Here is a 24,745-nt window from a genome sequence, read left to right as displayed (position 1 = left end):
CTCAGCCCGCGGACTCGGAGAGTTCCCACACCGGGCGGATCTCGATGCAGCCCAGCCGCGCACTGGGAATGCGCGAGGCGAGGGCGATGGCCTCGTCGAGGTCCTTGGCCTCCACCAGATAGAAGCCTCCGAGCTGCTCCCGCGTCTCCGCGAAAGGCCCGTCCGTCGTCAGCCGCTTGCCGTCGCGCACGCGCACCGTCGTCGCTGTCTGCGTCGGTTGCAGCGCCTCGCCCGCGATGAGGTTGCCGCTCTTCTGGACCGAGTCCGTGTAGGCGAAGTACTCACCCAGGAGTTGCTCGGACTCCTCCTTGGACTTCGACTCCCAGGCCTTCTCGTTCTCGTAAATCATCAGCAGGTACTTCATGGGTCGGTCCTCACGGTGTTGGGGGAGCAGACGCTCCCGCCCAGGAATCGAACGGGAGGGAGGCGAATCGACAGCCTATTTCCGGAGGATTTCCGGACCGCGTCAGGAGGGTGTCTCCAGAGGGGAGAAGTGACTGAAGGGGCCATGGCCCCGTCCCAGGGCAAGGGGGTGCTCCAGGGCGGCGGTGACGTGGGCCTTGGCGCGCCGGGTGGCCTCGCGGGCGTCCTGCCCCAGCGCGAGCCAGGCGGCGATGGCGGCGGACAGCGTGCAGCCGGTGCCGTGGGTGTTGTGCGTCTTCACCGCGCGCAGGAACAGCGTCTCCATTCGCTCGCCGTCGAACCAGACGTCCAGGCCGCGCAGCTCCCCGGACATGCCTCCGCCCTTGATGAGCACCGCGCGCGGCCCGAGCCCGTGGATTCGCCGCGCGGCCTCCTTCATGTCGTCCAGCGTGTTCAGCGCCATCCCCGCGAGCAGCTCCGCCTCATGGCGGTTGGGGGTGACGACGTCGGCGAGGGGCAGCAGGTGCTCCGTCAAGGCGCCGACGGCCGAGTCGTCGATGAGGCGCGCTCCGGCGCGGGACACCATGACGGGGTCCACCACGAGCGGGCCGGGCTTCAGGGCCTTCAGCCGCCAGGCGACGACGGAGATGATTTCGGCGTTGACGAGCATGCCCGTCTTCACCGCGCCCACGCCCAGGTCCTCGACGACGGCGTCCATCTGCGCGGCCACGGCGGCGGCGGGCAGGACGTCCACGCGGGTGACGCCCCGGGTGTTCTGCGCGGTGATGGCCGTGAGCGCGGTGGTGCCGTGGACACGGTGGAATGAGAAGGTGTTCAGGTCCGCCTGGATGCCGGCGCCACCACCGCTGTCGGAGCCGGCGATGGTGAGAGCCGTCGGCACGGGCTTGGGAGTCTCCATGGGCCGCATGCTGCGGCACCCGGAGCGTGGGAGCCACCCCAAACTCCGGGCACGGGCCCGCCTGGTCGCGAGCCCGCACCCGGAGTCATCCCGGCATCAGATGACGCTGCCTAGCGTCAGGAAGACGACCTCCGCCGCGCGCACCTCACCCAGGTTGGTGAAGCTCGTCGTGTCGATGAGCAGGGTCCACTCACCCAGGAGGCTCCGGTCATAGAAGGAGTTGGTGGCCGGGGTGGAACCGCCCAGGGCGATGCTGCACGAGTCCGTGAACGAGGCCGACTGGAAGGGCGTGGTGCAGGTCGCGTTGGCAAGGTCGCACGCCGGAGGGCCGGAAGCGCAGGCGGAGAAGGGCACGTAGTGCAGCACCTGCCGGTTGCCTCCGGAGGTGTAGTCGTCCTTGCTCAGCAGCTCGAACTCGGCGAAGTGGTTGCCGAGCTTGAAGCCATCCATCGTGTCGCGCACCAGCACGGCCGACACGTTGGCCGTCGCGCCGCTGGTGGTCACCACGTTGACGCGCACGTTGCGCACGCGGTGGCCCTTGCGCAGGGTCAGGTCCGGTGAGGCCGCCAGGTCCGTCGCCGTCACCTGGAAGCGCGCGCCCCGGTACGTCGTCGTCCCGTTGACCAGCTCGCCCAGGGGCTTGAGCCGCTCCAACTCGTTGACAGACAGCGCATGGAACGCGCTGGCGGGCAGGCGCCGGTAGTACTGCGCCGGACTCTGCACGGTGTGCGAGGCCAGGCTGTCCAGGCCCTCCACCAGCCGCGTCTTCATGTCCGGGTAGTTGCCCAGATGGAAGTCGATGTTGTCGCGGAAGGAGACGGGAATGGCGCTTTCACCGGTGCTCGGGTCGAAGGGCAGGTACTGGTACTCCGCCACGCGGATGAGCTCCCAGTAGCGCATCGTGAGCTGGTCCAACGTCCGCAGCGCCCGTGCGTACACCTGCTGGCCGATGAGCAACTGGTCGAACTTCCGCAGCTCCGTGCCGCTGCTGAAGTGGAGGATGTCGTTGAGCGCGTCGCGCGCCGCCACCGCGTTGCGCTGGCGCAGGAGCGTCGTGTCGCGCTCCATCAGCGCCAGCTTGTAGTCCGCCTGGGCCTTGATGAGCTGGGCCTGAAGGTCCAGCAGGTCCAGGGTTATCTCCACCTGGGACTGGGCCAGGATTTCCTTCTTCACCTCGTCCGAGATGACGCTGCGCGCCGGGTTCTTCTGGTTGCCGTTGATGATGTCCCAGAGCAGTGTGCCGCCCGTCTTCAGCGTGTCCTTGAAGGGCTTGCTCTTGGCCGCCTCGGCGCCGCTGGTCTTCAGGGCCTCCCACACCTGGGAGTGGAAGGACGTGCTCGCGCTGCTCGTCGACCCCGCGCCGGGCACGGGCGTGGCGCTGGCCTCCGACTTGAAACTCTTCTTCATCTCACTCCACATGCTCTCCGCGCCATTCCCAACCAGGTCGGCAGCGAATTGTCCCCCGTACGAGGCGGCCACCTTGCCGATGACGTCCAGGACGAAGTCCGCGAAGTCCTTGTTGTTGGCGTTGTAGTGGTTGGTGATGCGGGTATCCGTCGCCTGGATGCTCTCGGTGAGCTGGGTGATGGCGGCCTTGCGGTTGTTCATGGACGTCTGCAGGGCGGTCAGCGCCGCGTTCGCCGCGGTGATGCGCTGGCTGTCCGCGGCCTCCTGGGCCTCCAGCGCGATGACTTCGGCGTTCATCGCGACCTGGTTCTGCGTCATCCAGGCGGACAACTGCATGCCATTGGAGAGCGCGAGCCACTGGTTCACGGAGCTGTCCAGCACGTCGTAGAGCGAGTCGAACTCCGCGCGGAGTTGCTCGTAGCGCAGGTGCGAGTTGAAGGGGGTCTCCCTGGCCAGACCGTAGAAGTTGCGCTGGCCCTGGAGGTAGCTCAGGCGGGTGACGTCGTGGGCCATCAGCGGGCACAGCGCGCCGTACAGGTACGCGGATGAGAAGGGCGCCTGCGCGCCGAGCGGCTCGTCACACACGAGGCCCGCCTGGGCGAGGATGCCCCCCATCTCCATGATGTTCTGCGTGTAGACGAAGGCGGCCCGCTCCAGCTCGCCGCGCTTGAAGAGGGTGTTGCCGTTCGCCTGGTTCACCCGCCATGACTGGGGAGCGAGCAGCGCGCGGAGCATGTCCACGTCCCGGCGCGCCGAGCGGAGGATGCGCTGCGTCCCGGCGATGCCCGCGGTGCCCGCGACGCCCGCGGTGGACTTGGTGCCCAGGAAGCAGGTGCGCTGCTCTTCCCGGGGAATGCACAGGTAGGTCTCCCAGTGCTCACAGGTGCCCGGAGGGGACTCGAGCACCGTCACCGTCACCGTCTTGGAGGGGCGGTTGCCGCCCAGACCCTTCTTGCCGCCGCCGGGCGCCACGGTGACGAGCTCCGCGCGCGTGTCCACGTAGCGCCCGTTGTAGGACTCCGACAGGGACACGTCGTGGAAGGTCTGCACCTTGTTCTTGCAGGCCAGGTCGCCGATGAAGGGGCTGTTGCGGCAGGTTTCGTCGGCGCAGTCCTTGAACCCGTCGTTGTCGTTGTCCAGCCCGTCCGTGCACTGCGCATAGGTGTTCTCCTGCGCGCCGCAGACGCTTCCCGTCAGCGGGCTGTTGCTGCACTGGAAGTCATAGCAGTCCGTCCAGTTGTCCCCGTCGTTGTCCACGCCGTCGCTGCACGTGGCAGCGGTGGCTTCCTGGAGGAAGGGGTAGTCGTCCGGCTCGCATACCTTCGCGTACGGATTGCTCGCGCAGTTCGAGTCCTGGCAGTCCGTCTTGCCGTCGCCGTCGTTGTCCAGGCCGTCCGAGCAGGCCTGCGGGGTGCGCTCGGTGCCGCAGGCGGAGAGCACGCGCGGGTTGAAGCGGCACTCGTAGTCCGCGCAGTCCTTGTGGCCGTCCAAGTCATTGTCGAGGCCGTCCGCGCACGCCGCGTCACTCGCTTCTTCCAGTCCGCTGGTGAGGACCAGCGCGGGGCCCAGGCCGCAGTAGGGATTGCCGAGGCAGCCCGGGTCCGAGCAGTCACCCAGCCCGTCGCCGTCATTGTCGAGCAGGTCGCGGCACTCCTCGTCGCCGCCCTCGCCCTGCGCTCCACACGTCGTCGAGTGGTTCAGGCACGAGTAGTCCGCGCAGTCGACGTACCCGTCGCCGTCGTTGTCCAGCGTGTCGCCGCAGGCGTCTTCGGAGAACTCGCTGTTGGACGGACGCGACTGCTGACAGAAGCCGCGCAGGCGGCACTTGGTGTCCGCGCAGTCCACGGCGCCATCTCCGTCGTTGTCCTTGGCGTCGCTGCAGGCCTCGGCGGAGGACTCCTTCTGGATGGGGCCCCAGGAAGCGTCAGCGCACACCGTGACGTGGGGGTTCTTGGAGCAGGCGTAGTCCTGGCAGTCCGCGAAGCCGTTGTGGTCATTGTCGATGCCGTCGCCGCACTGGGCGTTGTCCGCCTCGGTCAGCAAATCACACAGGGCGATGGCGGGGTTCCACCGACAGCGCAGGCTCTGGCAGTGCAGCGCCTCGTCCATGAAGCACTGCTCGGGCGTCACCGGAGAGGCCTTGTTCGGCTCGTTGACCAGGCCGGGGCCGCGCAGGGACGTGTAGCGGATGACGACGTCGCCGGAGCGTCCGCCGTTGCCGCCGTTGCTGCCGTTCTGCGGCGGCTTGACGATGGTGCCGGTGCAGTTGAGCTTGGGGTCGGGACCGTTGTTGCCGGTGACTGTGTGGGAGATGGTGGTCGGCGGGCCATCCGCGCCCAGCCAGCCGTCCTCGCCCCGCTCGCCCGTGGTGTTGACGCGCACGCCGTCGAGGACGTTGGTGTAGAGCACGAAGCTGCCGCTGTTCTGCCCGTTGCGTCCGGGGGGGACAATCGCGTCGGTCGGGTCCGGGTCGGCCTGCGCGGTGCGCACCACGGGAAGGGTCCGCAGCGGGAAGCCTCGGGACGTGTAGGCGCCAGAGGCGATGACGAGCGTCGCGCCGCCCGTGTCCACCGGGCCCGCCAGCTCGACGACGGGGGCCACCACGACGACGGCCGCGTACTTGCGCTGGGTCGGGTCCTGCTCGGAGACCTCGAACAGGTTGGCGCACGCATGACTGAATGAACAGGCGTTGCCGGGCAATGTCTGCCAGTTGACGACAGGGTTCTGCAGGGCGACGACGCCGTCCGCGTGGGGCAGCAGGGCCTGATTGCCCTTGAGGAACACGGGATAGTCGCGGGCATAGGACGTCAGCACGCGCACCTTGTCGGTGGGCACGTGGCGCCCGGAGAGCACGCCGCGCAGGTCGTCGAAGCGGGGGCTGGGGAGCACCGCGAGCAGCTCGCCCACCGTGGTGTCCATCGTCGCGGGCGCCGCGGGAAGGCCGCGCAGCTCCGAGAACTCCATGGGCGAGGAGAAGGCCAGCGGCTGCGCGGTGGTGCCCGTCTCCAGCTCCGAGGATGTCCCATCGTCTCCCGGCGGCGTGCTGTCTCCACAGGCGCCCAGCACCAGCGCGCAGGCCATTCCCCAGACTCGCCGCCGGCTCCGGCGGATGCTTCCCAAGAAGTTCATCGTGGTTGCTCCTTTGCTGGCGAGCTGAACGGGGAGCCTGGGATTCCTTCTCCGAGATTTCGTGGCATGCCGGAAATGGGAGCTGAAAGGAGTTACCATCCACGCCCCATGGCCCCTCGCTTCCGCCCCACTCGCGGCGTCCTGCTGTTGTTGTGTGCGTTCGTGCTGTGTCCGGCCCTGGCCGCCGAGGCCCGGACCGCCCTGCTTCGAGTGGACGGGCAATGGCAGTTCCAGGTGGATGGGCGCCCCTATGTCGCCAAGGGCGTCACCTTCAGCGGCAGTGGCAGCTCCGCCGCGTATGAGCAGGACTGCGCGAAGCTGGCGGCCCTGGGCGTCAACACGCTGCGCACCTGGGGCGTGGGCGCGGAGACGCCGCTGCTCCTGGACGCCGCGCACAAACACGGCCTCAAGGTCCTCGTCGGGCTGTGGATGCGGCACGGCCAGCCCGGCGCGGAGGATGACGACTCCTTCGACTACCTCACCGACACGGCGGGCATGAAGAAGCAGCGCGCGGACACGCTGGAGAGCGTGCGGCGCTTCAAGGACCACCCGGCGGTGCTGGCCTGGGGCGTGGGCAACGAGGTCATCCTCAACAGCCCCAGCGACGCGGCGAAGGAGGCCTACGCGCGCTTCCTGGAGGGCGTGGTCCAGGACATCAAGAAGTCGGACGCGAACCACCCGGTCATCTCCGTGGACGCGTGGGTGCTCGCGGTGAAGTGGTGGGAGAAGTTCGTCCCGTCGCTCGACGCGTATGGGCTCAACGTCTACGGCCGGGGCATCCATGCGCTTCCGGACGCGCTGAAGAAGGAGGGCGGCACCAAACCCTGGCTCATCACCGAGTTCGGCGCGCAGGGCGAGTGGGAGGCTCCCAAGGACGTCCACGGCATTGCCCGCGAGCCGGATGACCAGGAGAAGTACGCCGTCATCGTCGACGCGTGGAACAACGCGCTGGCGCCCCACGTGAAGGCGGGCAACTGCCTGGGCCTGTTCGTCTTCAACTTCAGCTCGACGTTCGACCACACCAGCCTCTGGCTCGGCATGTTGTCGGGCAAGTCGACGCGGCCCGCATGGCACGCGGTGCGCGAGGCGTACTCCGGTCAGAAGCCGGCGACGCCCCTGCCCGAAATCAAGGGCCTCACCGTGGAGGGCGTAAAGAAGGAGCCCACGGGGACCTGGGCGGACGTGCGCTTCGAGGCGAAGCCGGCCGACGACAAGCCGCTGGAAATCTCCTTTGCCTACAACTTCCGGGGCGCGGCCACCCGGTTCGAGCGCGGCGAGGTCATCCGCCTGCGCTCCACGCCCGGCGCCACACCGGGCTCGTGGCGCGTGAAGGTCCCCTCGGTGAAGGGCCCCATCAAGCTGTACGCGCTCGCCAGGGACGCCTCCGGCAACCTGCTGATGGCGACCAGCTCCCTGGTGCCACCCTCGGCCCCGTGAGCCGGCTCACATGTCTCAAACACACACTCCGGGCGTTGGCGACAGGACTGCCCGTTTGTTGGATTGGGACGGATTTTTCCGATTTTTAAGAAATTAAAAGGAAGGCGAGGAGTCCGGTAGTAGGGTCGGCGGGGCATGAGTCCCGAATCGTCTTCGCGTCCCACACCCCCGGACGGGCCTTCGCGTTTCAATCGTCGCCGAGCCATCGCCTTGCTGGGTGGTGGGCTCCTGTTGTTGGCCGTGGGGCTCGTGGCCCGACGTGGCGGCGACGGCGTCGTCCCGGTCGAGTCGGCGGAGCCAGGCTCCGCCTCCGGTGTCGCCCCTTCACGCCGTGGGCCGGTCAAGCCGGGCGCTGGTCCAGGCGCTGGAGCAGGGGAGGAGGCCGTCGCGGGAGCGCCCCGGTACGACGCCACCACCTGCTGGAAGGACCTGGAGCGCTTCAACGAGGGCGTGAGTCTCGACACGTTCCGCGAGTGGGCCGCGCCGCTGCTCTCCTCCAGGGACCCGCTGGTCCGCATGTACTTGAAGGAGCGCCTGACGGAGCTCATCGGCAACGACGCGGGTCGGGCGAATGAGGTGCTGGGGTGGACGCGCGAGGCGGGGCCGAAGGAGTTCAAGGTCTTCGCGATGGCGCTGAAGGACTCGGAGGCCGTCCATCTGCCGGAGGTCTCCCGGAAGATTGTCGAGCTGGGGCTGGACGCGACGCTGGAGCCGGAGCGGCGTGCCGGGGTGCTGTCCTCGCTGGATACGCAGAAGCAGCTGTCGCCCGAGGTACTCACGCGCCTGACGGACTTCGCCAAGGACCCGGCGTCGGGCGAGGCGGGCTGGGCGGCGGCGCGGACCATCGCCCGGGTGATGAAGAACGACCATGAGCGGACGGCGAACGCGGCGCCGTACCTGGACAAGCTGTTGAACATCGGCACGCAGTCGCTCGACGAGCACGTCCGGTACATGGCGCTGTCGACGCCCATGGAGACCGCGCCGGTGCTGGACGCGAGCGCCACCGACGGCTACGCGAAGGTCCTTACCACCGAGGGCAGTCCCGACGGACGCGGCGCGGCCGCGCACAACCTGTCGCTTTCCGAGGACCGCGCGAAGGTGTTGGAGACCTTCGCGAGCGCCTTCGAGCCGGAGAAGGACGTGTGCGTGCGCTGGGCGCTGTTCCGCTTCTCCGCGCGCGCGGCCGGAAAGGACGCGCTGCCCGTCATGGCGAACATGGCGCTCGTCGACCCGCGCTTCCAGGCGACGTACCAGGACTTCGAGCGCATCTACGCCAGTGGCGTCGTCGACTTCGAGCGCGTGTGGCTCGCGCTCGCGGACCAGGACCCCTACGGCTGCCTCCACCGCGACTGAGCTCTCCATGACGCGCACCTTCCTGCTGGCCCGGGCGCTCTGCCTGCTGACGTCGTTGTCCCTCCTGGCTCCCTCCCCGTCCCTTGCCCAGGCGACAGGGACTCCGCTGCCTCCACCCGCGCTCCAGCCGGAGACGTGCTCCGTCGAGGGCTTGATGGACTCCATCCGGCGCGGGCTCCAGTCGAAGTCTCCGGCCTACCGACGCTATCTGCGCGAGCTGCTGAAGGAGTCCGCCGTCACGCTGCCAGAGGAGCAGCTTCGCGCGGCCTTCGAGCGCGAGACGGAGCCCCTCATGGTGGAGCACCTGGCGGCGGCGCTGGCCGCGAAGACGGACCGGGGCGAGAGCGTGGCCACCCTCCAGCTCGTGGGGAAGCGGGCCTCGCAAGACGCGGACCCGGCCGTGCGCGCCGCCGCCACGCGGGCCCTTCGCCGCACGAGCGCGGAGGAGCACACCGGGGATTTGTACTCGCGGCTGGTGCGCGATGCCTCGCCCGAGGTGCGGATGGAGGCCGCGACGAACCTCATCGAGGACAACCAGTTCGTCTACGCGGGGTTCCACGGGCCGGCATCCGACACGGCGGTGGCGGCGGCTGCGGCTTCGAGCGATGCGAAGGTGACGGCGCGAATCCTGGGCAACATCTCCACGGCGGCCATCAGCAAGGAGTCGGCCGAGCAGCTCCACACGCTCTTGCGCGGCGATGACGCGGAGGTGCGCGCGGCGGCGGCGAAGGCGCTGGGGGGCGTGCCCGCGCCGGAGATGTCCCGCGCGCGCCAGACGTTGGTGGCGCTGTACCGCGACGAGTCGGACGTCGGCGTGCGCACGTCCATCCTCCAGAGCCTCGCCCGGCTGGGCTTCGCCAGCGCGGTGCCGGAGCTGCGCGCCTTGCGCAACGTCGACCCGCGCCTCGTGCCGGAGGTCGACGCGTGGATTCGAGCATTGAGTACGGGTCTTCAGGAGTGGAGCCTGATCCTGAGGGAGAAGCAGCGGTTGCAGCAGGCTCGATGAGCAGCAGTCCTTCTGGGGGCCGCATGGGCGGCCCGAAAGGAACAACGATGCGTAGCCCCAAGTCGCGCCTCGCGGCGCTGACGGCCCTGGTAGCCCTCCCCACCGCCGCACTCGCCTACACCGCCGTCGCGCCGTACCCCAGCACGGTGACGGCCACCACGTACTACTCCAGCGGCACGTACCACGGTGCCGTGGACGTCGCGAACTCGCGCTGCAACTACTGGGGCGCCGAGACGGGCGTCTCCGCCACCGTCTATTGGAACGTGACGGTCCGCACCTCCGGCGTCGTCTGCAATGGCAATGGCAGCGGCAACCAGAACGAGGCGCTGCTCAACCTCGGCAGTGGTTGGTCCTTCCGCCAGTGGCATTGGATCAAGACCAGCGACTCCTATGACCGCACCTGCAACCGCTGCCAGGTCGGCAACCTGGGCGGCACCGGCAACGCCACCGGTGCGCACTCGCACTTCCAGAAGGACCAGTACGGCACGAAGAACACGTCCTGGTACTCGTCCTACACCTCGAAGGGCGAGGCCTTGGACCGTGGTGAGCTGATGGGCTACATCTGACAGCCCGTCGTCTGACGACTCTCCACTGAGCGTCGTTGGACCCGCACCGGCCAGGGAAGCAGGGGCCCCGTGTCCCGCCTCCCTGGTCCGGTGTACGCGCGGCCCTGCGTCAACTTGACGCGCTCGCGAGGAGGGGACTCCCGGGGTAAGAAGAGGCGTGTTCCGCCCGCCCACCGACTCGCAGGCGGCCCCGCGCGGCCCCTTGTGGTCGAGACATCCGTCGCCGCGCTCCGCCTTTCATCGCTCCGCCCAGGACGTGGTGGACCTGTTGTCGTCCAGCGCGATTGCCCTGGGCTGGCTGGTGCGCCTGCGCTGGCACGCCGTCGGGGGCACCGCGCTGACGGTGTTCGTGGCCGTGCGAGTGCTGGGGCTGGACCTCCCCGTGGTGCCGTTGCTCGCGGTGGTGGCGACGACAGGTGTATCCAACCTGCTCCTCGCGCTGTGGCTCCGCCGCGCGCCGGTGGTGAAGTCCCATCACCTGGGAGGAGTGCTCGCGTTCGACATCATGCTGCTGACGGCGCTGCTCGCGCTGTCCGGCGGCCCCGACAACCCGTTCGCCATGCTGTACCTGGTGCACGTGGCCCTTGCGGCGCTGGTGCTGGGGCCTCGCTGGACCTTCGGCCTGTCGCTCCTGTCCATCCTGGGGCCCGCGCTCCTGGTCAACTTCCATGTCCCGCTGCGGGAGCTGGCGCACGTCTCCGGTTCGATGCCGGCGAACTCGCGACATGTGTTGGGGATGTGGGTCGCCTTCACGCTGACGGTGATGCTCATCGCGCTGATGGTGGCGCGGGTGTCCGCCGCGCTGCGAGACAGGCAGGAGGCCCTGGTCCGTGCCCAACTGCTCACGGTGCGCGCGGAGAAGCTGGCATCCCTGAGCACGTTGGCCGCGGGCGCGGCGCACGAGCTGGGGACGCCGCTGGGGACCATCGCCATCGCGGCCAACGAGCTGGAGGCCCTCATCCTGGAGGAGCCGCACGAGGCGCTCGAGGACGCGCGCCTCATCCGGGACCAGGTGGAGCGGTGTCGCGACATCCTGGAGCGGATGAGCGCGCGGGCGGGGCAGACCTATGGCGAGGTGCCGGAGCCAACGACGACCAGCGTCGTGCTGGAGCGCCTTCGCGAGCAGCTGTCCGCGGGGGAGCTTGCGCGCCTGCGCTTCGCGGAGGGCCCGGACCTGTCGCTGTGTTTCCCCATGCGCGGACTGGTCCAGGTGCTGGCCAACCTCGTGCGCAATGGCCTGCACGCGAGCGACGCCTCCCAGTCACCTGTCACGGTGAGCGTGCGCGGCGACGCGGGGCGGACGACCTTCGTGGTGGAGGACCAGGGCACGGGCATTCCGCGTGACGTGCTGGCGCGCCTGGGCGAGCCGTTCTTCACCACCAAGCCCGCGGGGCAGGGCATGGGGTTGGGTTTGTTCCTGGGGCAGACCTTCGCGGAGCTGTGCGGCGGACGCTTGGAGCTGTCGTCGGAAGTGGGCAAGGGAACGCGCGCCACGCTCGACCTGCCGTGCCGGAGGGAGCCTGTCCATGCCGCGGCCTGAGGTGTCCCCCGTGGTGCTCGTCATCGACGACGACGAGCCCTATCGCGAGCGATTGGTGAAGGCCTTCGGTCGAAAGGGCTTCGCGGCGCATGGCGCGGGCAGCGCGAAGGAGGCGCTCGAGTGTGCGCCCGTGCTGCGCCCCGGCTACGCCGTCATCGACCTGCGTCTGCCGGACGGCTCCGGGTTGGACCTGGTCCGTGAACTGAAGGCGCTGGATGCGCGCACGACGATGGTGGTCCTCACCGGCTACGGGAGCATCGCCACCGCGGTGGAGGCCGTGCGGCGGGGTGCCACGCACTACCTCTCCAAGCCCGTGGACGTAGACGACATCCTGCTCGCCTTCGCGGGGGCCACGCTGCCGGCGGGCGAGGCCGTGGCGTTGGAACATCAGGTGCCGTCCCTGGCGCGCGCGGAGTGGGAGCACATCCAGCGCGTGCTCGCGGATTGCGGTGGCAACATCTCCCAGGCGGCTCGGCTGCTGCGCATCCAACGCAGGAGCCTTCAGCGAAAGCTATCCAAGCACCCCGTGCGGCAGTGATTGACGCGGGGTGCGTCACCAAGACGCACGAGGCGGCGCGCGCGGTCCAGTAGGGTGACAGGCGTCGGAGGCTCGATGTCCCTGCCGCGCGCCGTCTCGCTCCCGCGCTTCTTCATTCGGCGACGAGGCCACGAGCGCCGGTCCTCGTCGGAAGCGGAGCGGTGAGTGCGATGGCGTACCCGGTGGTGCTCTTCATCCATTCGTGGCTGCGCTGGGCGGTGGTGCTGCTCGTCCTGCTCGCGCTGGGCAAGGCCCTGCGGGGCTGGTTCGGCGGCGGGGCCTGGACTCCCTCGGACCGGCGGCTCCAGGTGCTCGCGGTCTCCGCCTTCGATACCCAGATGTTGCTGGGGATGATTCTCTACTTCGGCCTGAGTCCCTTCACGCCCCCCGCGCTGGAGGGCGGGCTGCGCGCGAGCCTGTCCGTTCCCTCGCTCCGGTTCTTCAGTGTCGAGCATCCGACGTTGATGCTGCTGGCGCTCGCCACCGTGCACGTGGCGTCCGCGCTGAGTCAGCGCGCGGAAGCACCCGTGTCGCGTCACCGCCTGTGGGCCCTGGGCCTCCTGCTCGCGATGCTCCTGGTCTCATTCGCGATTCCCTGGGCTGGACTGTCCCACGGCCGTCCCCTGTTCCGAGGCTTCTGAGGTCCGCGTCCATGTATGACTTCCTCTGGCTGCTGATGATGGCTCCTCTCGCGCCGAGCAAGCCTCGCGTGGGGAGGACTCCCGTGTCCTATCTGTCCGAGGTGCCTCGGCAGAGCCCTCGCATCGCTCCGCCCGCGCCGCCCGTGCGTCGCTCCCGCCGCACGCGGGCGAACTCGCGGCGTCCGCGAGACCCGGCCTCACGGTGAGGCGCGAAACAGGGGCGTGACTCCCACCTTCGTTGAGTGGCGCGTGCCCCGGAACATTCGGCTTGTGGTGACGGGCGACATGCCGGAACCTTGTCGCGATGATGCGTGCTCTTCCGGTCATGGCCTCGGTGGTCTTCCTCGCGAGTGCCGGAGGATGTCGGCGTCAGCCCGACTCCGATGCGGCGCGGTGGGAGTCGTTACCTCCGGTGGACGCGCGCGAGCTGCGTTCGCTGGACATGTTCCAGCGCATCGAGGACCCGGCGCAGCGCTCACGCGCGCTGTTCCTGGAGACCAGTCGTGTCTACCTCCATCCGCGCTGCTCGAACTGTCACCCCGACGGCGACAGCCCCTATCAAGACTCCGGTGAGATGCTCCACAACCCTCCGGTGACGCGAGGCCCCGAGGACAAGGGGGTCGTGGGCATGGAGTGCACGGGGTGTCACCAGGAGCGGAACCTGGAGCTCGCGCGGGTGCCGGGGGCGCCGAACTGGCACCTGGCTCCGCGCTCCATGTCCTGGGTGGGCAAGAGCCCCCGCCAGCTGTGTGAGCAGCTCAAGGACCCCGCGCGGAACGGAGGCAAGACGTTGGAGCAACTGGTCGAGCACAACGCTCATGACAAGCTGGTGGCGTGGGGATGGGCTCCGGGCTCGGGCAGGCAGCCGGCGCCGGGGACCCAGGCGAGGTTCGGGGAGCTGGTCGCGGCCTGGGTGGCCACGGGCGCGCAGTGCCCCAGCGAGGAGGTACGGCCATGAGCATCCGGGTGCGAGTCAACGGAGTCGAGCAGGAGCTGGACGTCGACCCGGAGATGCCGTTGCTGTGGGCCCTGCGCGACGTGCTCGGCCTCACCGGGACGAAGTACGGCTGCGGTCAGGCGCTGTGTGGCGCGTGCAGCGTGCACCTGGATGGACAGGTGGTGCGCGCGTGCGTGACGCCCATCCGTCGCGCGGACGGGCGCGAGGTCACCACCATCGAGGGGCTGTCTCCCGATGGGGGCCATCCGCTCCAGCGCGCGTGGGTGGAGCTGGGCGTGCCGCAGTGTGGGTTCTGCCAGTCCGGGCAGCTCATGTGCGCGGCGGCGCTGCTGGCGAAGAAGCCACAGCCCACGGACGCGGACATCGACCAGTCGCTCGCGGGCAACCTCTGCCGCTGTGGGACGTACACGCGCATCCGCGCGGCCGTGAAGAAGGCCGCGGGCGTGCCTGACTCGAAGTAGCGAGGATGCGATGAGCCAGCAGCCCGTGGAGTTCACCCGGCGTTCCTTTCTCGAAGGACTCAACCTCTCCGTCGGCGGGCTGGCCCTGGGCCTGGTGCCCACGGTGTCGGCCGAGGCGGCCGCTCCGGGCGTGGGCGCGAAGTCGGCGCCGGAATTGCGGCCCAACGTCTTCGTGCACGTCGCGGCGGATGGTCTCGTCACCATCGTCTGTCACCGCTCGGAGATGGGGCAGGGCATCCGCAGCTCGATGCCGGTGGTCATCGCGGACGAGCTGGGCGCGGACATGGCCCGCGTGAAGGTCGTCCAGGCGGTGGGAGACGCCGTCTACGGGGACCAGAACACCGACGGCTCCAGCAGCATCCGAGGTGTCTTCCAGGCGCTGCGCCGCACGGGCGCCACGGCGCGCACCATGCTGGTGGCCGCGGCGGCGAAGCGTTGGAAGGTGAAGCCGGAGCAGTGCGAGGCGCGTGACCACGCCGTGTACCTCCGGGGGTCGGAACGCTCACTGGGCTTTGGTGAGCTGGTTGCGGACGCGGTGAAGCTGCCCGTTCCCAAGCCGGAGGCCGTCCAGCTCCGGCCGCTCTCGGAGCTGCGCCGGGTGGGCACGGAGCTGCCGCTGCTCGACGGGCCCGCGTACGTCACGGGCAAGGCCGTGTACGGCGCGGACGTGAAGTTGCCGGGGATGCTCATCGCGGTGGTGGCCCGTCCGCCCGTGGTGGGCGGAAAGGTGACCCGCTTCGACGCGACGCGGGCGCTCGCGATTCCCGGGGTGAAGCAGGTGCTGGAGCTGCCCACGCCTCAGCGGCCCTATCTGTTCCAGGGCTGGGGCGGCGTGGCGGTGCTGGCGGAGAACACCTGGGCGGCGATGCGCGGTCGCGAGGCGCTGGACATCACGTGGGAGAACGGTCCCAACGTGTCCTACGACTCGGAGAAATACCGCGAGGCGCTGCTGGAGTCGGTCCGAGCGCCGGGCAAGCCGGCCCGGTCCGTGGGCGACGTGGACAAGGCGTTGGCCAGTGCGGCGCGCGTGGTGGAGGCCGAGTACTACGCGCCTCACCTGTCCCATGCGCCCATGGAGCCGCCGGTGGCGCTGGCGCGTGTGGAAGGGGGCGTGTGCGAGGTGTGGGCGCCCACGCAGCACCCGCAGGCGGCGCGCTCCGAGGCGGCGAAGATGGCGGGGCTGCCGGAGGACAAGGTGACGGTGAATGTCACGCTCCTCGGTGGCGGCTTCGGGCGCAAGTCGAAGGCGGACTTCGTCGCGGAGGCGGTGTTCCTCGCGAAGGCGGCCGGGGTGCCGGTGCGCGTGCAGTGGACGCGCGAGGACGACATCCGTCACGACTACTACCATTCGGCCAGTGCGCAGCGGTTGAGCGCGGGATTGGATGCGAAGGGCAAGCCGACGGCGTGGCTGCATCGCACGGCCTTTCCGGCCATCCGCTCGACGTTCTCCGAGGACGTGACGGGGCCGGTGGCCAGGGACTTGAACCAGGGTGTGTTGGACCTGGCGCTCGACATTCCCAATGTCCGGGCGGAGATGGGCGAGGCGCTGGCGAAGGTGCGCATTGGCTGGCTGCGGTCCGTGAACAACATCTTCCACGGGTTCGCGGTGGGCTCGTTCATGGACGAGCTGGCGCATGCGCGAGGCGTGGACCCACGTGACAACCTGCTGGAGGTGATTGGGCCCGCGCGTCACGTGTCGGTGGCGGAGCTGGGCGTCACGGCGCTGCCGAACTACGGCGCGCCGGTGGAGAACCATCCGGTCGACGCGGGGCGTCTGCGAGGGGTCATCGAGCGCGTCACGGAGCTGTCGGGCTGGAGCGAGCGCGAGAAGAACGGGCGCACGCTGGGGCTCGCCGCGCACCGCAGCTTCCTGAGCTATGTGGGCGTGGTGGTGTCGGTGAAGAAGGACGCGGTGGGCAAGGCGCGGGTGGACGAGGCCTGGGTGGTGGTGGACGCGGGGCTCGTCGTCAATCCGGACCGGGTCCGCTCGCAGATGGAGGGCTCGATCATCTTCGGGATGAGTCTGGCGATGTATGGCTCCATCACCATGAAGGACGGAGCGACGGAGCAGTCGAACTTCCGGGACTACCGGCTGGTGCGCATCGTCGATGCGCCTCGGGCCATCCACGTCGACATCGTGCGCAGCGAAGCGGCGCCCGGTGGAGTGGGGGAGCCCGGCGTGCCGCCCGTGGCTCCCGCCATCGTCAATGCCATCTTCGCGCTCACGGGGACTCGTGTCCGTGAGCTGCCCATCATCCGGACGGTGCCCGTGTAGAATTGGGGTGGCGCTGGCCGTGCTGTGTGGGGATGGGCGCGCGGCTGGCCGCGTCAATGTGTGGATTTGCCAGGGGGAATGGCGTCCCGTCAGTGGCAATGCTATCCGAGCTGAGCGCCTTCCTGGTGCCTGCGGTTGGATGTGCCTCGAAGTGATGTTCCCGCTTTGAAGTCTGTCTCGCATTGCATGACGCGGAGCCATGGGACCATGAAGAAGACAAGCAGGCTGACGCTGTCCATGTTGGGGACGGGGGTGGCGATTGTCGCCCTGGGTGGAGTGGGCTGGCATCACGCGGAGGCCGCCGAGTCCACCTTCGTCGACCCCACGCTGGCGCCCGCGCCGTTCTCGTGTCCCTCCGTGCGCGCCACCGGTGACCGCGCGGATGGCACCACGGACTACAAGGTGAAGATCCTCTATGTGGTGCCCTCGGATGGGGTGGACCGCGCGCTCGACACGAGCGGGGCTCTCTGCCGGTCCGTCCAGGCTCAGTATTCGTGGTTCACCTCCCAGACGACGAACGGAGCGGCGCTCCGCTACGACGTCTCGGGCTCCGTGTTGGACATCCAGTTCGTCCGTCTGTCGAAGACAGACGCGGTGATGAAGGGCACGGCGAACACCGGCAATGTGAACACGGGTTATGCCTACGTCCGTGATCGCATCGAGCTCGAGTTGGCCGCGATGGGCTTGCTCAGCGACACGCGGAAGCTGTACGCGGTCTACTACGACGGCACCAGTGAGTGGTCCTGTGGTGGCGCCCCGTGGCCTCCGACGCTGATGGGCAGGGTCACCGCCCTCTATCTGAAGGGCCTGCCCACCGGCCCGGTTCCGTGCTCGTCGAATCCCATCGGCGGTTCGAGCACGCTGCCGGGGTACATCGAGTTCGCCATGCTGCATGAGACGCTGCACGGGCTGGGCATCATCCCCGCAGCCGCGCCCAATCAACACGCCTCGGGCCATGTCTTCGATTCGGCGAGAGACTTGATGTACGCCGCGAGGCCCGGGACGTCGGACCCCGGTTGGGACATCTACTCCGGAGCGGTGGTGCTCGATTCGGGTCGAGACCAGTACTACGGCCACTCGGGCAGTCAGCTCGACCTGGACCAGAGCGCTTTTCTCTCTCCTCTTCCTCCGGGCGCGCTGGCGCCGCCGGGCTGGTGAGTCGTCGTCGCTAGGGACGTCGTTCGATGTGCAGGGGACCCTGGAAGGACGCGGGCGGGGTCAACTCCCGCTCGGTTTCGAGCGGGAAGCCTTCCCATTCCCGGACCGGGGGGCGCCCCTGGAACCCATCGCAGGAGCCATCGTCTCGCCATGCGGAGCGGAACGAGTGCGTGGACCACGTCGAGTCATCCGAGCGCACCCGGTACTTGCCCAGCACGGGGAACGGCATGCGCGGGAAGATGGGGAACGTCATGAACGCCGTTCCCGTGCAATCCGCCGTCTCGAAATGGACCAGGGCCGCCAGGTCAGAGAGGGGCGTGGAATGCCATGGGAGGGAGGCCTCGTGCGTGGGCTGGCCCGACTCGAAGTCGAACCTCCAGGTAAACCCTTGCGAATCGACGAGGTACGGCGCGCAGACAGGGAAGGCCACGGTTCCCTTCGCATCCACGAAATACAAACCATCACACGTCTGGGTCTCCCCAGGGACACCCTGTTCTCCGGAGGGGCCAGGCTCTCCCTGGGGCCCCGGGGGTCCTTCCATTCCCTCACCACACCCCGCCATCGCGAACATCACTGCGCACAGCCCTCCACGCATCATCACGGTTCCACTCATGCTGGGTTCTCGAGGATGACCTTCGGTGTCGAACTCACGGGCCCCGGGTCGCTCGTCATGGAGCAACGCGGAGGCGCCGTGCCGGCCGCCGTGGCTTGAGTGCAAGCGCCGTGCTGCCACGTGTCGCGGGTGAAGAGCGAAGCCACGAGGGCCATTCTGTGCGCCGGGCGATGCACGATGTGCAGCCGCGTGCTCGACTCCCGCTCCCGCCGCCCGTCAGTGAATGGACGGCGGCGAGGACGGCTCCGGCCCCGTGAGCGGCAATTCGACGACGAACGTGGCGCCATGCCCGCGCTGGCTCTCCGCGCGGATGGTGCCCTGGTGGGCCTCGACGATGCGACGACTGATGAAGAGCCCCAGCCCCAACCCGCCATAGTTTCGCGCCGACACGGCGCGTCCGAACTTCTCGAAGATGCGGCTCAGGTCCTCGGGGGCGATGCCGATGCCCTCGTCCCGCACGGTGAGTCGCCCGCGTCCCTCGCGCTCCTCCACCCGGATTCGCACGGGCCTGCCGGACCCATACTTGATGGCATTGGACACGAGCCCCCGCACCACCTGCTCCAGCCTGCGCGCGTCCCACCGGCCCATCACCGGTACGGGCGCCTGGACGTCGAGCGCGCAGTCCGCCTGTGCCGCCTGCGCTCGAAGCTGCTCCGCCACTTCTCGAGCGACGGCCGACAGGTCCACCCGGCCCAACTCCAGGGGCAGCGGCGCGCCCGTGAGCTGGGTGACGTCCAGCAAGTCGTTGATGAGCGCGGCGAGCTTGCGCACCTGGAGCGAGGTGCTCTCCGAGGCCCGCAGCACGCTCTCTCGCAGGTGCTCCTCGGACGTGGACGTCGCGGCCTCGCGCGCGAGCCCCTGGAGCTTGATTTGAAGCGGCGTGAGCGGCGTCTTGAGCTCGTGGGAGGCCACGGTGAGGAACTCGTCGCGCAGCCGCACCGCTTCGTGGAGCCGCACCTCGATATCCTTCAGCTGCGTCACGTCCTGGAGCGCCAGGACAATCGTCGCCGGATGCCCGTACATGGAGGGCAACTGCTCTGAATCCACCAGGAACTCCCGCGGAATCCCCGGGCCGAGCTGCCACGTCAGCGGTGTCCGTCTCAGGGTCTCCCCCCGCGCTGCCCGCGCACCCGGAGTCTGTTCATTGGGGATGACCCCGCCCTGGGGGTCGAGGACGCGGTAGACGGTGTCGTAGCGCTGCACGGGGACACCCAACGGGAACTGGCCTCCGGTGAGGTTGCGGGCCGATTGATTGGCGAAGAGCACCTTGCCGGTGTGAGGCTCCATCAACAGCAGGGCGATGGGGCTGAGGTCCAGCACCGACTCCATCCACTTCTGCTGACTGCCCAGGTGCGCGGCCAGCTCCTCGGCCTGATGCCGGGCACGGACCTGCTCCGTCACATCCAGCGCGAAGGACATCACCGAGTCCACCTGCCCGCGCGCGTCCCGCAGGGGCTGATAGGTGATGTTGAAGTAGCGCTGCTCCAGGCCCTTGCCGTGGAGATTCAGCAGCAGCGGCATCTCGGTGGTCTTCACCTGCTGGCCTGTCTCGTAGACCTTCGCCAGCGTCTGGGAATACTCCCGGCCCTTCTCGTTCCTCTCCGCGAGCTCACGCAGCGACTGCCCCACCAGCTCCGCGTCATTCGACATCCCCTTGAAGATGGGATTGACGAGGGTGAAGAGCTGCTCGTGTCCGGAGATGATGGCGATGGAGGCAGGCGCGCTCATCAGGATGTCGTAGAGCCGCGCGCGCTGGTTCTCCACCTCGGCCTCCGTGCGCTTGCGGTCGGTGATGTCGTTGACCAGGACGACACAGCCCTGGATGCGGCCCTGGGCGTCCGCGCTCGGTACATACGTCGACTGGACATGGAGCGTCCGGCCATCGCGCAGCGCGAGCGCCGTCTCGTACGTGACATGCTCGCCCGCCAGGGCCTTGCGCACCCAGTCCTTGAAGAGGGGATAGAGCGTCTCTCCACCCACCTCTCGAATCGTCCGTCCCACCACGTCACTGGGGCGCAGGCCGAACCAGGTCTCGAAGGCGCGGTTGCAGAAGAGGTAGCGCTCGCCCTGGTCCAGGTAGGCCACCAGGGCGGGGAGCGCGTCGGTGATGGTGCGCAGCTGGTGCTCCCGTTGCCTCGCCTGCTCCCGGCTCTGCTCCAGCGCCTCCTTCGCCAGGGCCTGCTCCGTCATGTCCCGCTGCGTCCCCCACACCCGCACGAGCCATCCGTCCACGACGACGCCGAAGAGATTGGCCAGGCGCACCCGCATGACGCCGTCCCGGTCCGGCAGCCGCGTCTCCAGGTCCTGCACGCGGAAGCCGCCGCGGACGAAGCCGCGGATGGAGGCACCCTGGGTGTCCCCGACGCGGGTGACGAGCTGACGCAGGGTGCAGCCCACCATGGCGCGAGCCGATTCGAAGCCGCTCATGCGCGCCATGACCTCGTTGGTCTCCGCGATGCGCCCCGTGCTGGCCATGGCCTCGACGAGCGCGTCCTCCGTCAGGCGCGTGTCGAGCGGCGGCTCCATCTCCAGGCGCCAGATGCCCTCCGTGCTCTGGGCGACGAAGGTCCGGTAGCGCTCGTCGCTCGCCGCGAGCGCCAGGGTCGTCTGACGCAGCTCCTGCTCCGCCTGCTTTCGCTCGCTGACGTCCTCCGCGGTGGACATCCACTCGCGCACCAGGCCGTCCTCATCGAACACCGGCACGCCCCGGACGATGACGTCGCGCCAGGTGCCGTCGTGGAACTGCAGCCGCAGCTCACCCCGGTAGGGCTCCCGGGTCTCCAGCGCGCGGACCCACTCCTTCATGAAGCGGCCACGGTCCCCGGGGTGGATGGCGTCGAGCCAGCCGAGTCCCAGGTGCGCGCCCAGGGCCTGTCCGGTGAAGGCCATCCAGCGTGGCGCGGGCTCATTCAGCGCGCCCCGGGCATCGGTGGTCCAGACCGTCTGCGCGGTGGCCTCCACGAGCGAGCGATAGCGCTGCTCGTTCATCCGGATGGCCTGATTCGCCCGTTTCTGCTCGGTCGTCTCCACCACGGTGATGCCCACGCCTTGCAGCGCGCCGCCCGCGTCCCGCACCGGGAAGTAGTTGATGACGAAGTTGCGGGGGACTCCGGCCTCCTTGGCCGTGCTCCCGACAATCTCCAGATTTCGCACCGCCAGCCCGTGCTCGATGACCTGCCGGTAGTGTGGCTCGATGGTGGGCCACAGGTCGGGGACGACGTCGCGAACCTTGCGGCCCAGATGGGCCTCGCGTGGCAGGCCGTTCATCTCCGCCAGCGCGTCGTTGATGTGGATGAAGCGCAGCTCCAGGTCCACGAAGGCCAGGCCCACGGGGGCGCCGGCGACCATCGTCTCGAGGAAGAAGCGCGACTGCTCCGGGGAGACGCCCTCGATGCTCTCCTTCTCCGTCTCGCTGGCGCCTGGTCCCCGCACGGTGCCCCCGGCCGTTTCACCCTGGACGAGCTGGCAGGGTGACGGTGCCTGCTCGCTGTTCCGGGAGCACGACACCTCCACCGGAAGCTGTGCATCCACGGCGGCTCGGGGGAGCCACGAGCTCCCGAGGAAGCGAGCTGGCCGCCGCCCGGAGACGCGCGGGAGGCGGAGGGCTGGCGCTCGACGGGCCGCCAGCCCGGGCCCTCAGATTTCGTGGGCCGTCTGCTCGTACACGAGGACCTTGTACGACTGGGGGAAGAGGATGACGTAGAGGCTGCGCCAGTTGTCCCCGTTGGGGCCCGTGGAGAACGTGCGGTAGTAGCGCTTCACCTGCACCGTCTCCACGCCGTTGCCGTACGTCTCCAGCATGACGGGCAGCAGCGGCCGGAACTGCGAGTACATGGCGTCGTTCAGCTCCGGCAGGCTCAGCACGAGCGGCGCCGGGTCGCTGCGGTAGCCGATGTAGCGACCCTGGGCGAGCACGGCCGCGGCGGCCTGCGTGAGCGTGGCCTCGCCCGAGTACGGCCACTGGTAGTCGAGCCGACGCAGGTACGACGTCGCGTCCTCGCGCACCTGATTGGCGGTGTCGAGCGTGTACTGGAGGCGCTCGGTGAGCGGATTCTCCACGTACGTGAGCACGGCCCCCGCGGGCGCCGGCTGCGGGTTGGGCAGGCACGTGCCGCCCACACACGCCGCCTGGAGGCGGAACTGCTTGTCCACTCCGTTCACGAAGCCCACCACCACCAGGTACTCGCCCGTCTTCGGCACCGTCACCAGCCCCACCTTGCTCAACGTGCCGTAGCCGGAGTCGTCATCCTGCGCGTGCAGCGTGGCGCCATGGCTGCCGCTCGCGTCCTTGGGGCCATAGAGGAACAGGCCGGTGTCCAGGTACATGGAGCTGCCCAGGTGCGTCACCTCCAACGCGAGCTGCGCGCCCGCGTTCGCCTGGAGCGTGTAGCCGAAGTACCCCGGCAAGGTGCTCGGGTAGCCCGCCACCGCGCCGCCGATGGACAGGGGACCCTTGAGGGTGGTGCTGTCCGCGATGTTTCCGCTGGCGGGAAGCGTCGGCGCGGAGATGAGCGCCTGCGTGCCTTCCTCCAGCGTCCCGTCTTCCAGCGCGGCCTCGGGCGCGCCACCACAGGCGCCCAGGAAGGCCACCGGCAACATCCACAGCCAGGCTTGCTTCAGGTTTCCACGCATCGTCTCGGCCCCGTGTCAGTGAGGACGGAGGCGCGGGTTTCGCTCTCCGGCGACCGCCCTGGGTGTTCGGGCCCGTCTGCCATTCCTCAACCTGAAACTCAAGCAACCGAATTGAAACTTCATTTGCGCTTGTAGTCCGATGTGCCGAGAAGACCTTGGCACCTCGCGCCTTGAATGAAACCCATGAGGCTGGGAATGCTGGCGCCATGTTCCCATCCCGCATGTCCTGGCGCTGGAGCGCCGCGTTGCTGTCGCTGGTCCTCGTTTCATCCGTGCGAGGGGAGGCCCAGGAGGCCGCCGCGCCCGGGGGGCGGGAGCGCGAGGTGATGTTGCTGACGGGGGCCCTGTTGGGCCCGACGCCGATGGTGGAGGACCTGCGCTCGCTGGTGGACGAGGTGGGTGGGCGGGCCACGGGCTCGGAGTCCAACCGGCGCTCGGTGGCGTGGGCGCTGGAGCGCTTCCGCGCGGCGGGCGTCCCCGCGACGAGTGAGCCCTTCCGCATGCCGGCGCTGTGGTTGGAGCAGTCGGCGAGCGCGACGGTGCAGGGCCAGGGCGTGCGCTTCGCGCCCCGGGTGGCCGCGATGCCCTTCTCCACGGCGACGCCGAAGGGAGGCCTCGCCGCGCCGCTGCTGGACGTCGGACGCGGCGCGGAGGCGGACTTCACGCGCGTGGGGACGAAGGTGAAGGGTGCGTTCGTGCTGGTGGAGACGGAGGAGCTGCGGGACGTGGAGGGCCTCTTCCGCGAGTACGAGGAGGCGGTGGGAATCGAGGCGCGCGCGGTGGGCGCCGGCGCGGCGGGCGTCGTCTACATGGGCAGCCGTCCGGGCAATCAGCTCTACCGGCACAACGTGTCGACGGGCGCGAAGAACACCCGGCCGATGATGGTGATGGAGCGCGATGGAGCCCGGCGCGCGCAGCGGCTGCTGCGGGCCGGCATCGCGCTCACGATGAAGGCCGCGCTGGAGCTGAAGACGGGCGGACCCTACGAGGCGCACAACGTCATCGGTGAGATTCGAGGCGCCACGCGACCGGAGGAGGTCGTCGTGCTGGGCGCGCACCTGGACAGCTGGGACCTGGGCGGAGGCGCGCTCGACAACGGCGCCAACGTGGCGATGCTCATCGACCTGGCGCGGCAGCTGCGGCGGCTGGGACTGAAGCCCGCGCGCACCATCCGCTTCGCCCTGTGGAACGGCGAGGAGCAGGGCATGCACGGCTCGGCCGGGTACGTGCGCTCGCACGCGGCGGAGCTGGATGGACATGCCATGGCGTTGTCGGTGGACATCGGCTGTGGCCGCATCAACGGCTTCTTCACCAATGGCCGCCCTCCGCTGGTGCCGCTGGTGGACAAGGCGCTCCTCCCGGTGGCGGGCCTGGGTCCCTTCACTCAGGTGGATGTGCCGGTGGTGGGCACCGACAACCTGGACTTCATGCTGAGCGGCGTGGCCAACCTCATCGCCAACCAGGAGTCCGCCACGTACGGGCCGAACTACCATGCGCGCTCGGACGAGTTCGAGCAGTGCGACGCGCGCACGCTGCGCGCCAATGCCGCGGTGGTGGGCGCGCTGGCGTGGGGCTTCGCCACCATGGACGAGCGGCTCCCCCGGCAGGGACGCGCGGAGGTGGAGGCGCTCATGAAGGCCACCGACCTGACCGAGCAGATGAAGTCCTTCAACCTCTGGGATGAGTGGGAGGCGGGGAGCCGAGGCCGTCCCGCCGAGCGTCAGGTGTCACCCACGCCGCGCTGAGCGG

General features: G+C 69.1%; 19 protein-coding genes. 13 read left to right on the top strand and 6 right to left on the bottom strand.

Annotation, left to right across the window (positions count from 1 at the left end; all coding sequences use genetic code 11):
* Position 1 precedes the first annotated feature (1 nt).
* The 3 genes from HUA76_RS39445 to HUA76_RS39435 form a co-directional block, all read right to left on the bottom strand.
* Positions 2-364 carry a YciI family protein gene (locus tag HUA76_RS39445; protein WP_174458833.1) on the bottom strand — a complete coding sequence of 121 codons (363 nt, stop codon included), beginning with the start codon at positions 362-364 and terminating at the stop codon, positions 2-4.
* 102 nt (positions 365-466) lie between these two features.
* Positions 467-1,291 (bottom strand): bifunctional hydroxymethylpyrimidine kinase/phosphomethylpyrimidine kinase, encoded by an 825-nt coding sequence (thiD, locus tag HUA76_RS39440; RefSeq protein WP_174463784.1) that lies wholly within the window; start codon positions 1,289-1,291, stop codon positions 467-469.
* A gap of 87 nt (positions 1,292-1,378) precedes the next feature.
* A complete protein-coding gene (locus tag HUA76_RS39435) occupies positions 1,379-5,818 on the bottom strand; it encodes a hypothetical protein (RefSeq protein WP_174463783.1) in 4,440 nt (1,479 codons plus the stop codon).
* A gap of 108 nt (positions 5,819-5,926) precedes the next feature.
* On the opposite strand from HUA76_RS39435, the gene HUA76_RS39430 reads away from it, so the two are divergent.
* The 12 genes from HUA76_RS39430 (at position 5,927) to HUA76_RS39375 (ending at position 17,751) form a co-directional block, all read left to right on the top strand.
* On the top strand, positions 5,927-7,255 hold the full coding sequence (locus HUA76_RS39430) for a glycoside hydrolase family 2 TIM barrel-domain containing protein (RefSeq protein ID WP_174463782.1): 1,329 nt from the start codon (positions 5,927-5,929) through the stop codon (positions 7,253-7,255).
* 135 nt (positions 7,256-7,390) lie between these two features.
* Positions 7,391-8,608: a hypothetical protein gene (locus tag HUA76_RS39425; RefSeq protein ID WP_174463781.1), complete on the top strand. Its 1,218-nt coding sequence runs from the start codon at positions 7,391-7,393 to the stop codon at positions 8,606-8,608.
* Positions 8,609-8,615: 7 nt separating this feature from the next.
* Entirely contained in the window at positions 8,616-9,614 is a 999-nt protein-coding gene (locus tag HUA76_RS39420; protein ID WP_174463780.1) for a HEAT repeat domain-containing protein, read from the top strand.
* Between the two features lie 47 nt (positions 9,615-9,661).
* Positions 9,662-10,180 carry a hypothetical protein gene (locus HUA76_RS39415; protein ID WP_141642361.1) on the top strand — a complete coding sequence of 173 codons (519 nt, stop codon included), beginning with the start codon at positions 9,662-9,664 and terminating at the stop codon, positions 10,178-10,180.
* 157 nt (positions 10,181-10,337) lie between these two features.
* Positions 10,338-11,720, top strand: coding sequence for an ATP-binding protein (locus HUA76_RS39410; RefSeq protein WP_174463779.1), 1,383 nt, complete (start codon positions 10,338-10,340; stop codon positions 11,718-11,720).
* A complete protein-coding gene (locus HUA76_RS39405; RefSeq protein ID WP_141642359.1) occupies positions 11,707-12,258 on the top strand; it encodes a response regulator transcription factor in 552 nt (183 codons plus the stop codon). Before HUA76_RS39410 ends, HUA76_RS39405 begins: the two co-directional genes overlap by 14 nt.
* A 170-nt stretch (positions 12,259-12,428) precedes the next feature.
* Complete coding sequence (locus HUA76_RS39400; protein ID WP_174463802.1) at positions 12,429-12,899, top strand: hypothetical protein; 471 nt, start codon at positions 12,429-12,431, stop codon at positions 12,897-12,899.
* 11 nt (positions 12,900-12,910) lie between these two features.
* Positions 12,911-13,105 (top strand): hypothetical protein, encoded by a 195-nt coding sequence (locus tag HUA76_RS39395; RefSeq protein ID WP_174458827.1) that lies wholly within the window; start codon positions 12,911-12,913, stop codon positions 13,103-13,105.
* A gap of 98 nt (positions 13,106-13,203) precedes the next feature.
* Positions 13,204-13,857, top strand: coding sequence for an Isoquinoline 1-oxidoreductase subunit (locus tag HUA76_RS39390; RefSeq protein WP_174463778.1), 654 nt, complete (start codon positions 13,204-13,206; stop codon positions 13,855-13,857).
* A complete protein-coding gene (locus HUA76_RS39385; RefSeq protein ID WP_141642356.1) occupies positions 13,854-14,318 on the top strand; it encodes a (2Fe-2S)-binding protein in 465 nt (154 codons plus the stop codon). The genes HUA76_RS39390 and HUA76_RS39385 overlap by 4 nt, the downstream gene beginning before the upstream one ends.
* 10 nt (positions 14,319-14,328) lie before the next feature.
* Positions 14,329-16,593 (top strand): molybdopterin cofactor-binding domain-containing protein, encoded by a 2,265-nt coding sequence (locus tag HUA76_RS39380; RefSeq protein ID WP_174463777.1) that lies wholly within the window; start codon positions 14,329-14,331, stop codon positions 16,591-16,593.
* 207 nt (positions 16,594-16,800) lie between these two features.
* Positions 16,801-17,751, top strand: coding sequence for a hypothetical protein (locus HUA76_RS39375; protein WP_174463776.1), 951 nt, complete (start codon positions 16,801-16,803; stop codon positions 17,749-17,751).
* A gap of 10 nt (positions 17,752-17,761) precedes the next feature.
* On the opposite strand, the gene HUA76_RS39370 is transcribed toward HUA76_RS39375, so the two are convergent.
* The 3 genes from HUA76_RS39370 to HUA76_RS39360 all read right to left on the bottom strand — a co-directional run bounded on the left by HUA76_RS39370 (position 17,762) and on the right by HUA76_RS39360 (position 22,996).
* Positions 17,762-18,292, bottom strand: coding sequence for a hypothetical protein (locus HUA76_RS39370; protein WP_174458824.1), 531 nt, complete (start codon positions 18,290-18,292; stop codon positions 17,762-17,764).
* Positions 18,293-18,580: 288 nt separating this feature from the next.
* Complete coding sequence (locus HUA76_RS39365) at positions 18,581-21,895, bottom strand: PAS domain-containing protein (protein WP_174463775.1); 3,315 nt, start codon at positions 21,893-21,895, stop codon at positions 18,581-18,583.
* Between the two features lie 105 nt (positions 21,896-22,000).
* Entirely contained in the window at positions 22,001-22,996 is a 996-nt protein-coding gene (locus tag HUA76_RS39360; RefSeq protein WP_174463774.1) for a hypothetical protein, read from the bottom strand.
* Between the two features lie 221 nt (positions 22,997-23,217).
* On the opposite strand from HUA76_RS39360, the gene HUA76_RS39355 reads away from it, so the two are divergent.
* Positions 23,218-24,741, top strand: coding sequence for a M28 family peptidase (locus tag HUA76_RS39355; RefSeq protein ID WP_174463773.1), 1,524 nt, complete (start codon positions 23,218-23,220; stop codon positions 24,739-24,741).
* Positions 24,742-24,745: the final 4 nt, after the last annotated feature.

The organism is Myxococcus sp. CA056, from assembly GCF_013336715.1.
Taxonomy (GTDB): domain Bacteria; phylum Myxococcota; class Myxococcia; order Myxococcales; family Myxococcaceae; genus Myxococcus; species Myxococcus llanfairpwllgwyngyllgogerychwyrndrobwllllantysiliogogogochensis.
Note: the sequence above shows the minus strand (reverse complement) of the source record. Positions and strands in the feature narration are given on the sequence as shown.

What these genes read in the sequence shown, in the direction of transcription:
- HUA76_RS39400 (WP_174463802.1), top strand. Translation starts at nt 12,429, where the DNA reads ATGGCGTACCCGGTGGTGCTCTTCATCCATTCGTGGCTGCGCTGGGCG.
- HUA76_RS39405 (WP_141642359.1), top strand. Translation starts at nt 11,707, where the DNA reads ATGCCGCGGCCTGAGGTGTCCCCCGTGGTGCTCGTCATCGACGACGAC.
- HUA76_RS39425 (WP_174463781.1), top strand. Translation starts at nt 7,391, where the DNA reads ATGAGTCCCGAATCGTCTTCGCGTCCCACACCCCCGGACGGGCCTTCG.
- HUA76_RS39415 (WP_141642361.1), top strand. Translation starts at nt 9,662, where the DNA reads ATGCGTAGCCCCAAGTCGCGCCTCGCGGCGCTGACGGCCCTGGTAGCC.
- HUA76_RS39445 (WP_174458833.1), bottom strand. Translation starts at nt 364, where the DNA reads ATGAAGTACCTGCTGATGATTTACGAGAACGAGAAGGCCTGGGAGTCG.
- HUA76_RS39385 (WP_141642356.1), top strand. Translation starts at nt 13,854, where the DNA reads ATGAGCATCCGGGTGCGAGTCAACGGAGTCGAGCAGGAGCTGGACGTC.
- HUA76_RS39375 (WP_174463776.1), top strand. Translation starts at nt 16,801, where the DNA reads ATGAAGAAGACAAGCAGGCTGACGCTGTCCATGTTGGGGACGGGGGTG.
- HUA76_RS39430 (WP_174463782.1), top strand. Translation starts at nt 5,927, where the DNA reads ATGGCCCCTCGCTTCCGCCCCACTCGCGGCGTCCTGCTGTTGTTGTGT.
- HUA76_RS39360 (WP_174463774.1), bottom strand. Translation starts at nt 22,996, where the DNA reads ATGCGTGGAAACCTGAAGCAAGCCTGGCTGTGGATGTTGCCGGTGGCC.
- HUA76_RS39420 (WP_174463780.1), top strand. Translation starts at nt 8,616, where the DNA reads ATGACGCGCACCTTCCTGCTGGCCCGGGCGCTCTGCCTGCTGACGTCG.
- thiD (WP_174463784.1), bottom strand. Translation starts at nt 1,291, where the DNA reads ATGCGGCCCATGGAGACTCCCAAGCCCGTGCCGACGGCTCTCACCATC.
- HUA76_RS39370 (WP_174458824.1), bottom strand. Translation starts at nt 18,292, where the DNA reads ATGGAAGGACCCCCGGGGCCCCAGGGAGAGCCTGGCCCCTCCGGAGAA.
- HUA76_RS39380 (WP_174463777.1), top strand. Translation starts at nt 14,329, where the DNA reads ATGAGCCAGCAGCCCGTGGAGTTCACCCGGCGTTCCTTTCTCGAAGGA.
- HUA76_RS39390 (WP_174463778.1), top strand. Translation starts at nt 13,204, where the DNA reads ATGATGCGTGCTCTTCCGGTCATGGCCTCGGTGGTCTTCCTCGCGAGT.
- HUA76_RS39395 (WP_174458827.1), top strand. Translation starts at nt 12,911, where the DNA reads ATGTATGACTTCCTCTGGCTGCTGATGATGGCTCCTCTCGCGCCGAGC.
- HUA76_RS39435 (WP_174463783.1), bottom strand. Translation starts at nt 5,818, where the DNA reads ATGAACTTCTTGGGAAGCATCCGCCGGAGCCGGCGGCGAGTCTGGGGA.
- HUA76_RS39355 (WP_174463773.1), top strand. Translation starts at nt 23,218, where the DNA reads ATGTCCTGGCGCTGGAGCGCCGCGTTGCTGTCGCTGGTCCTCGTTTCA.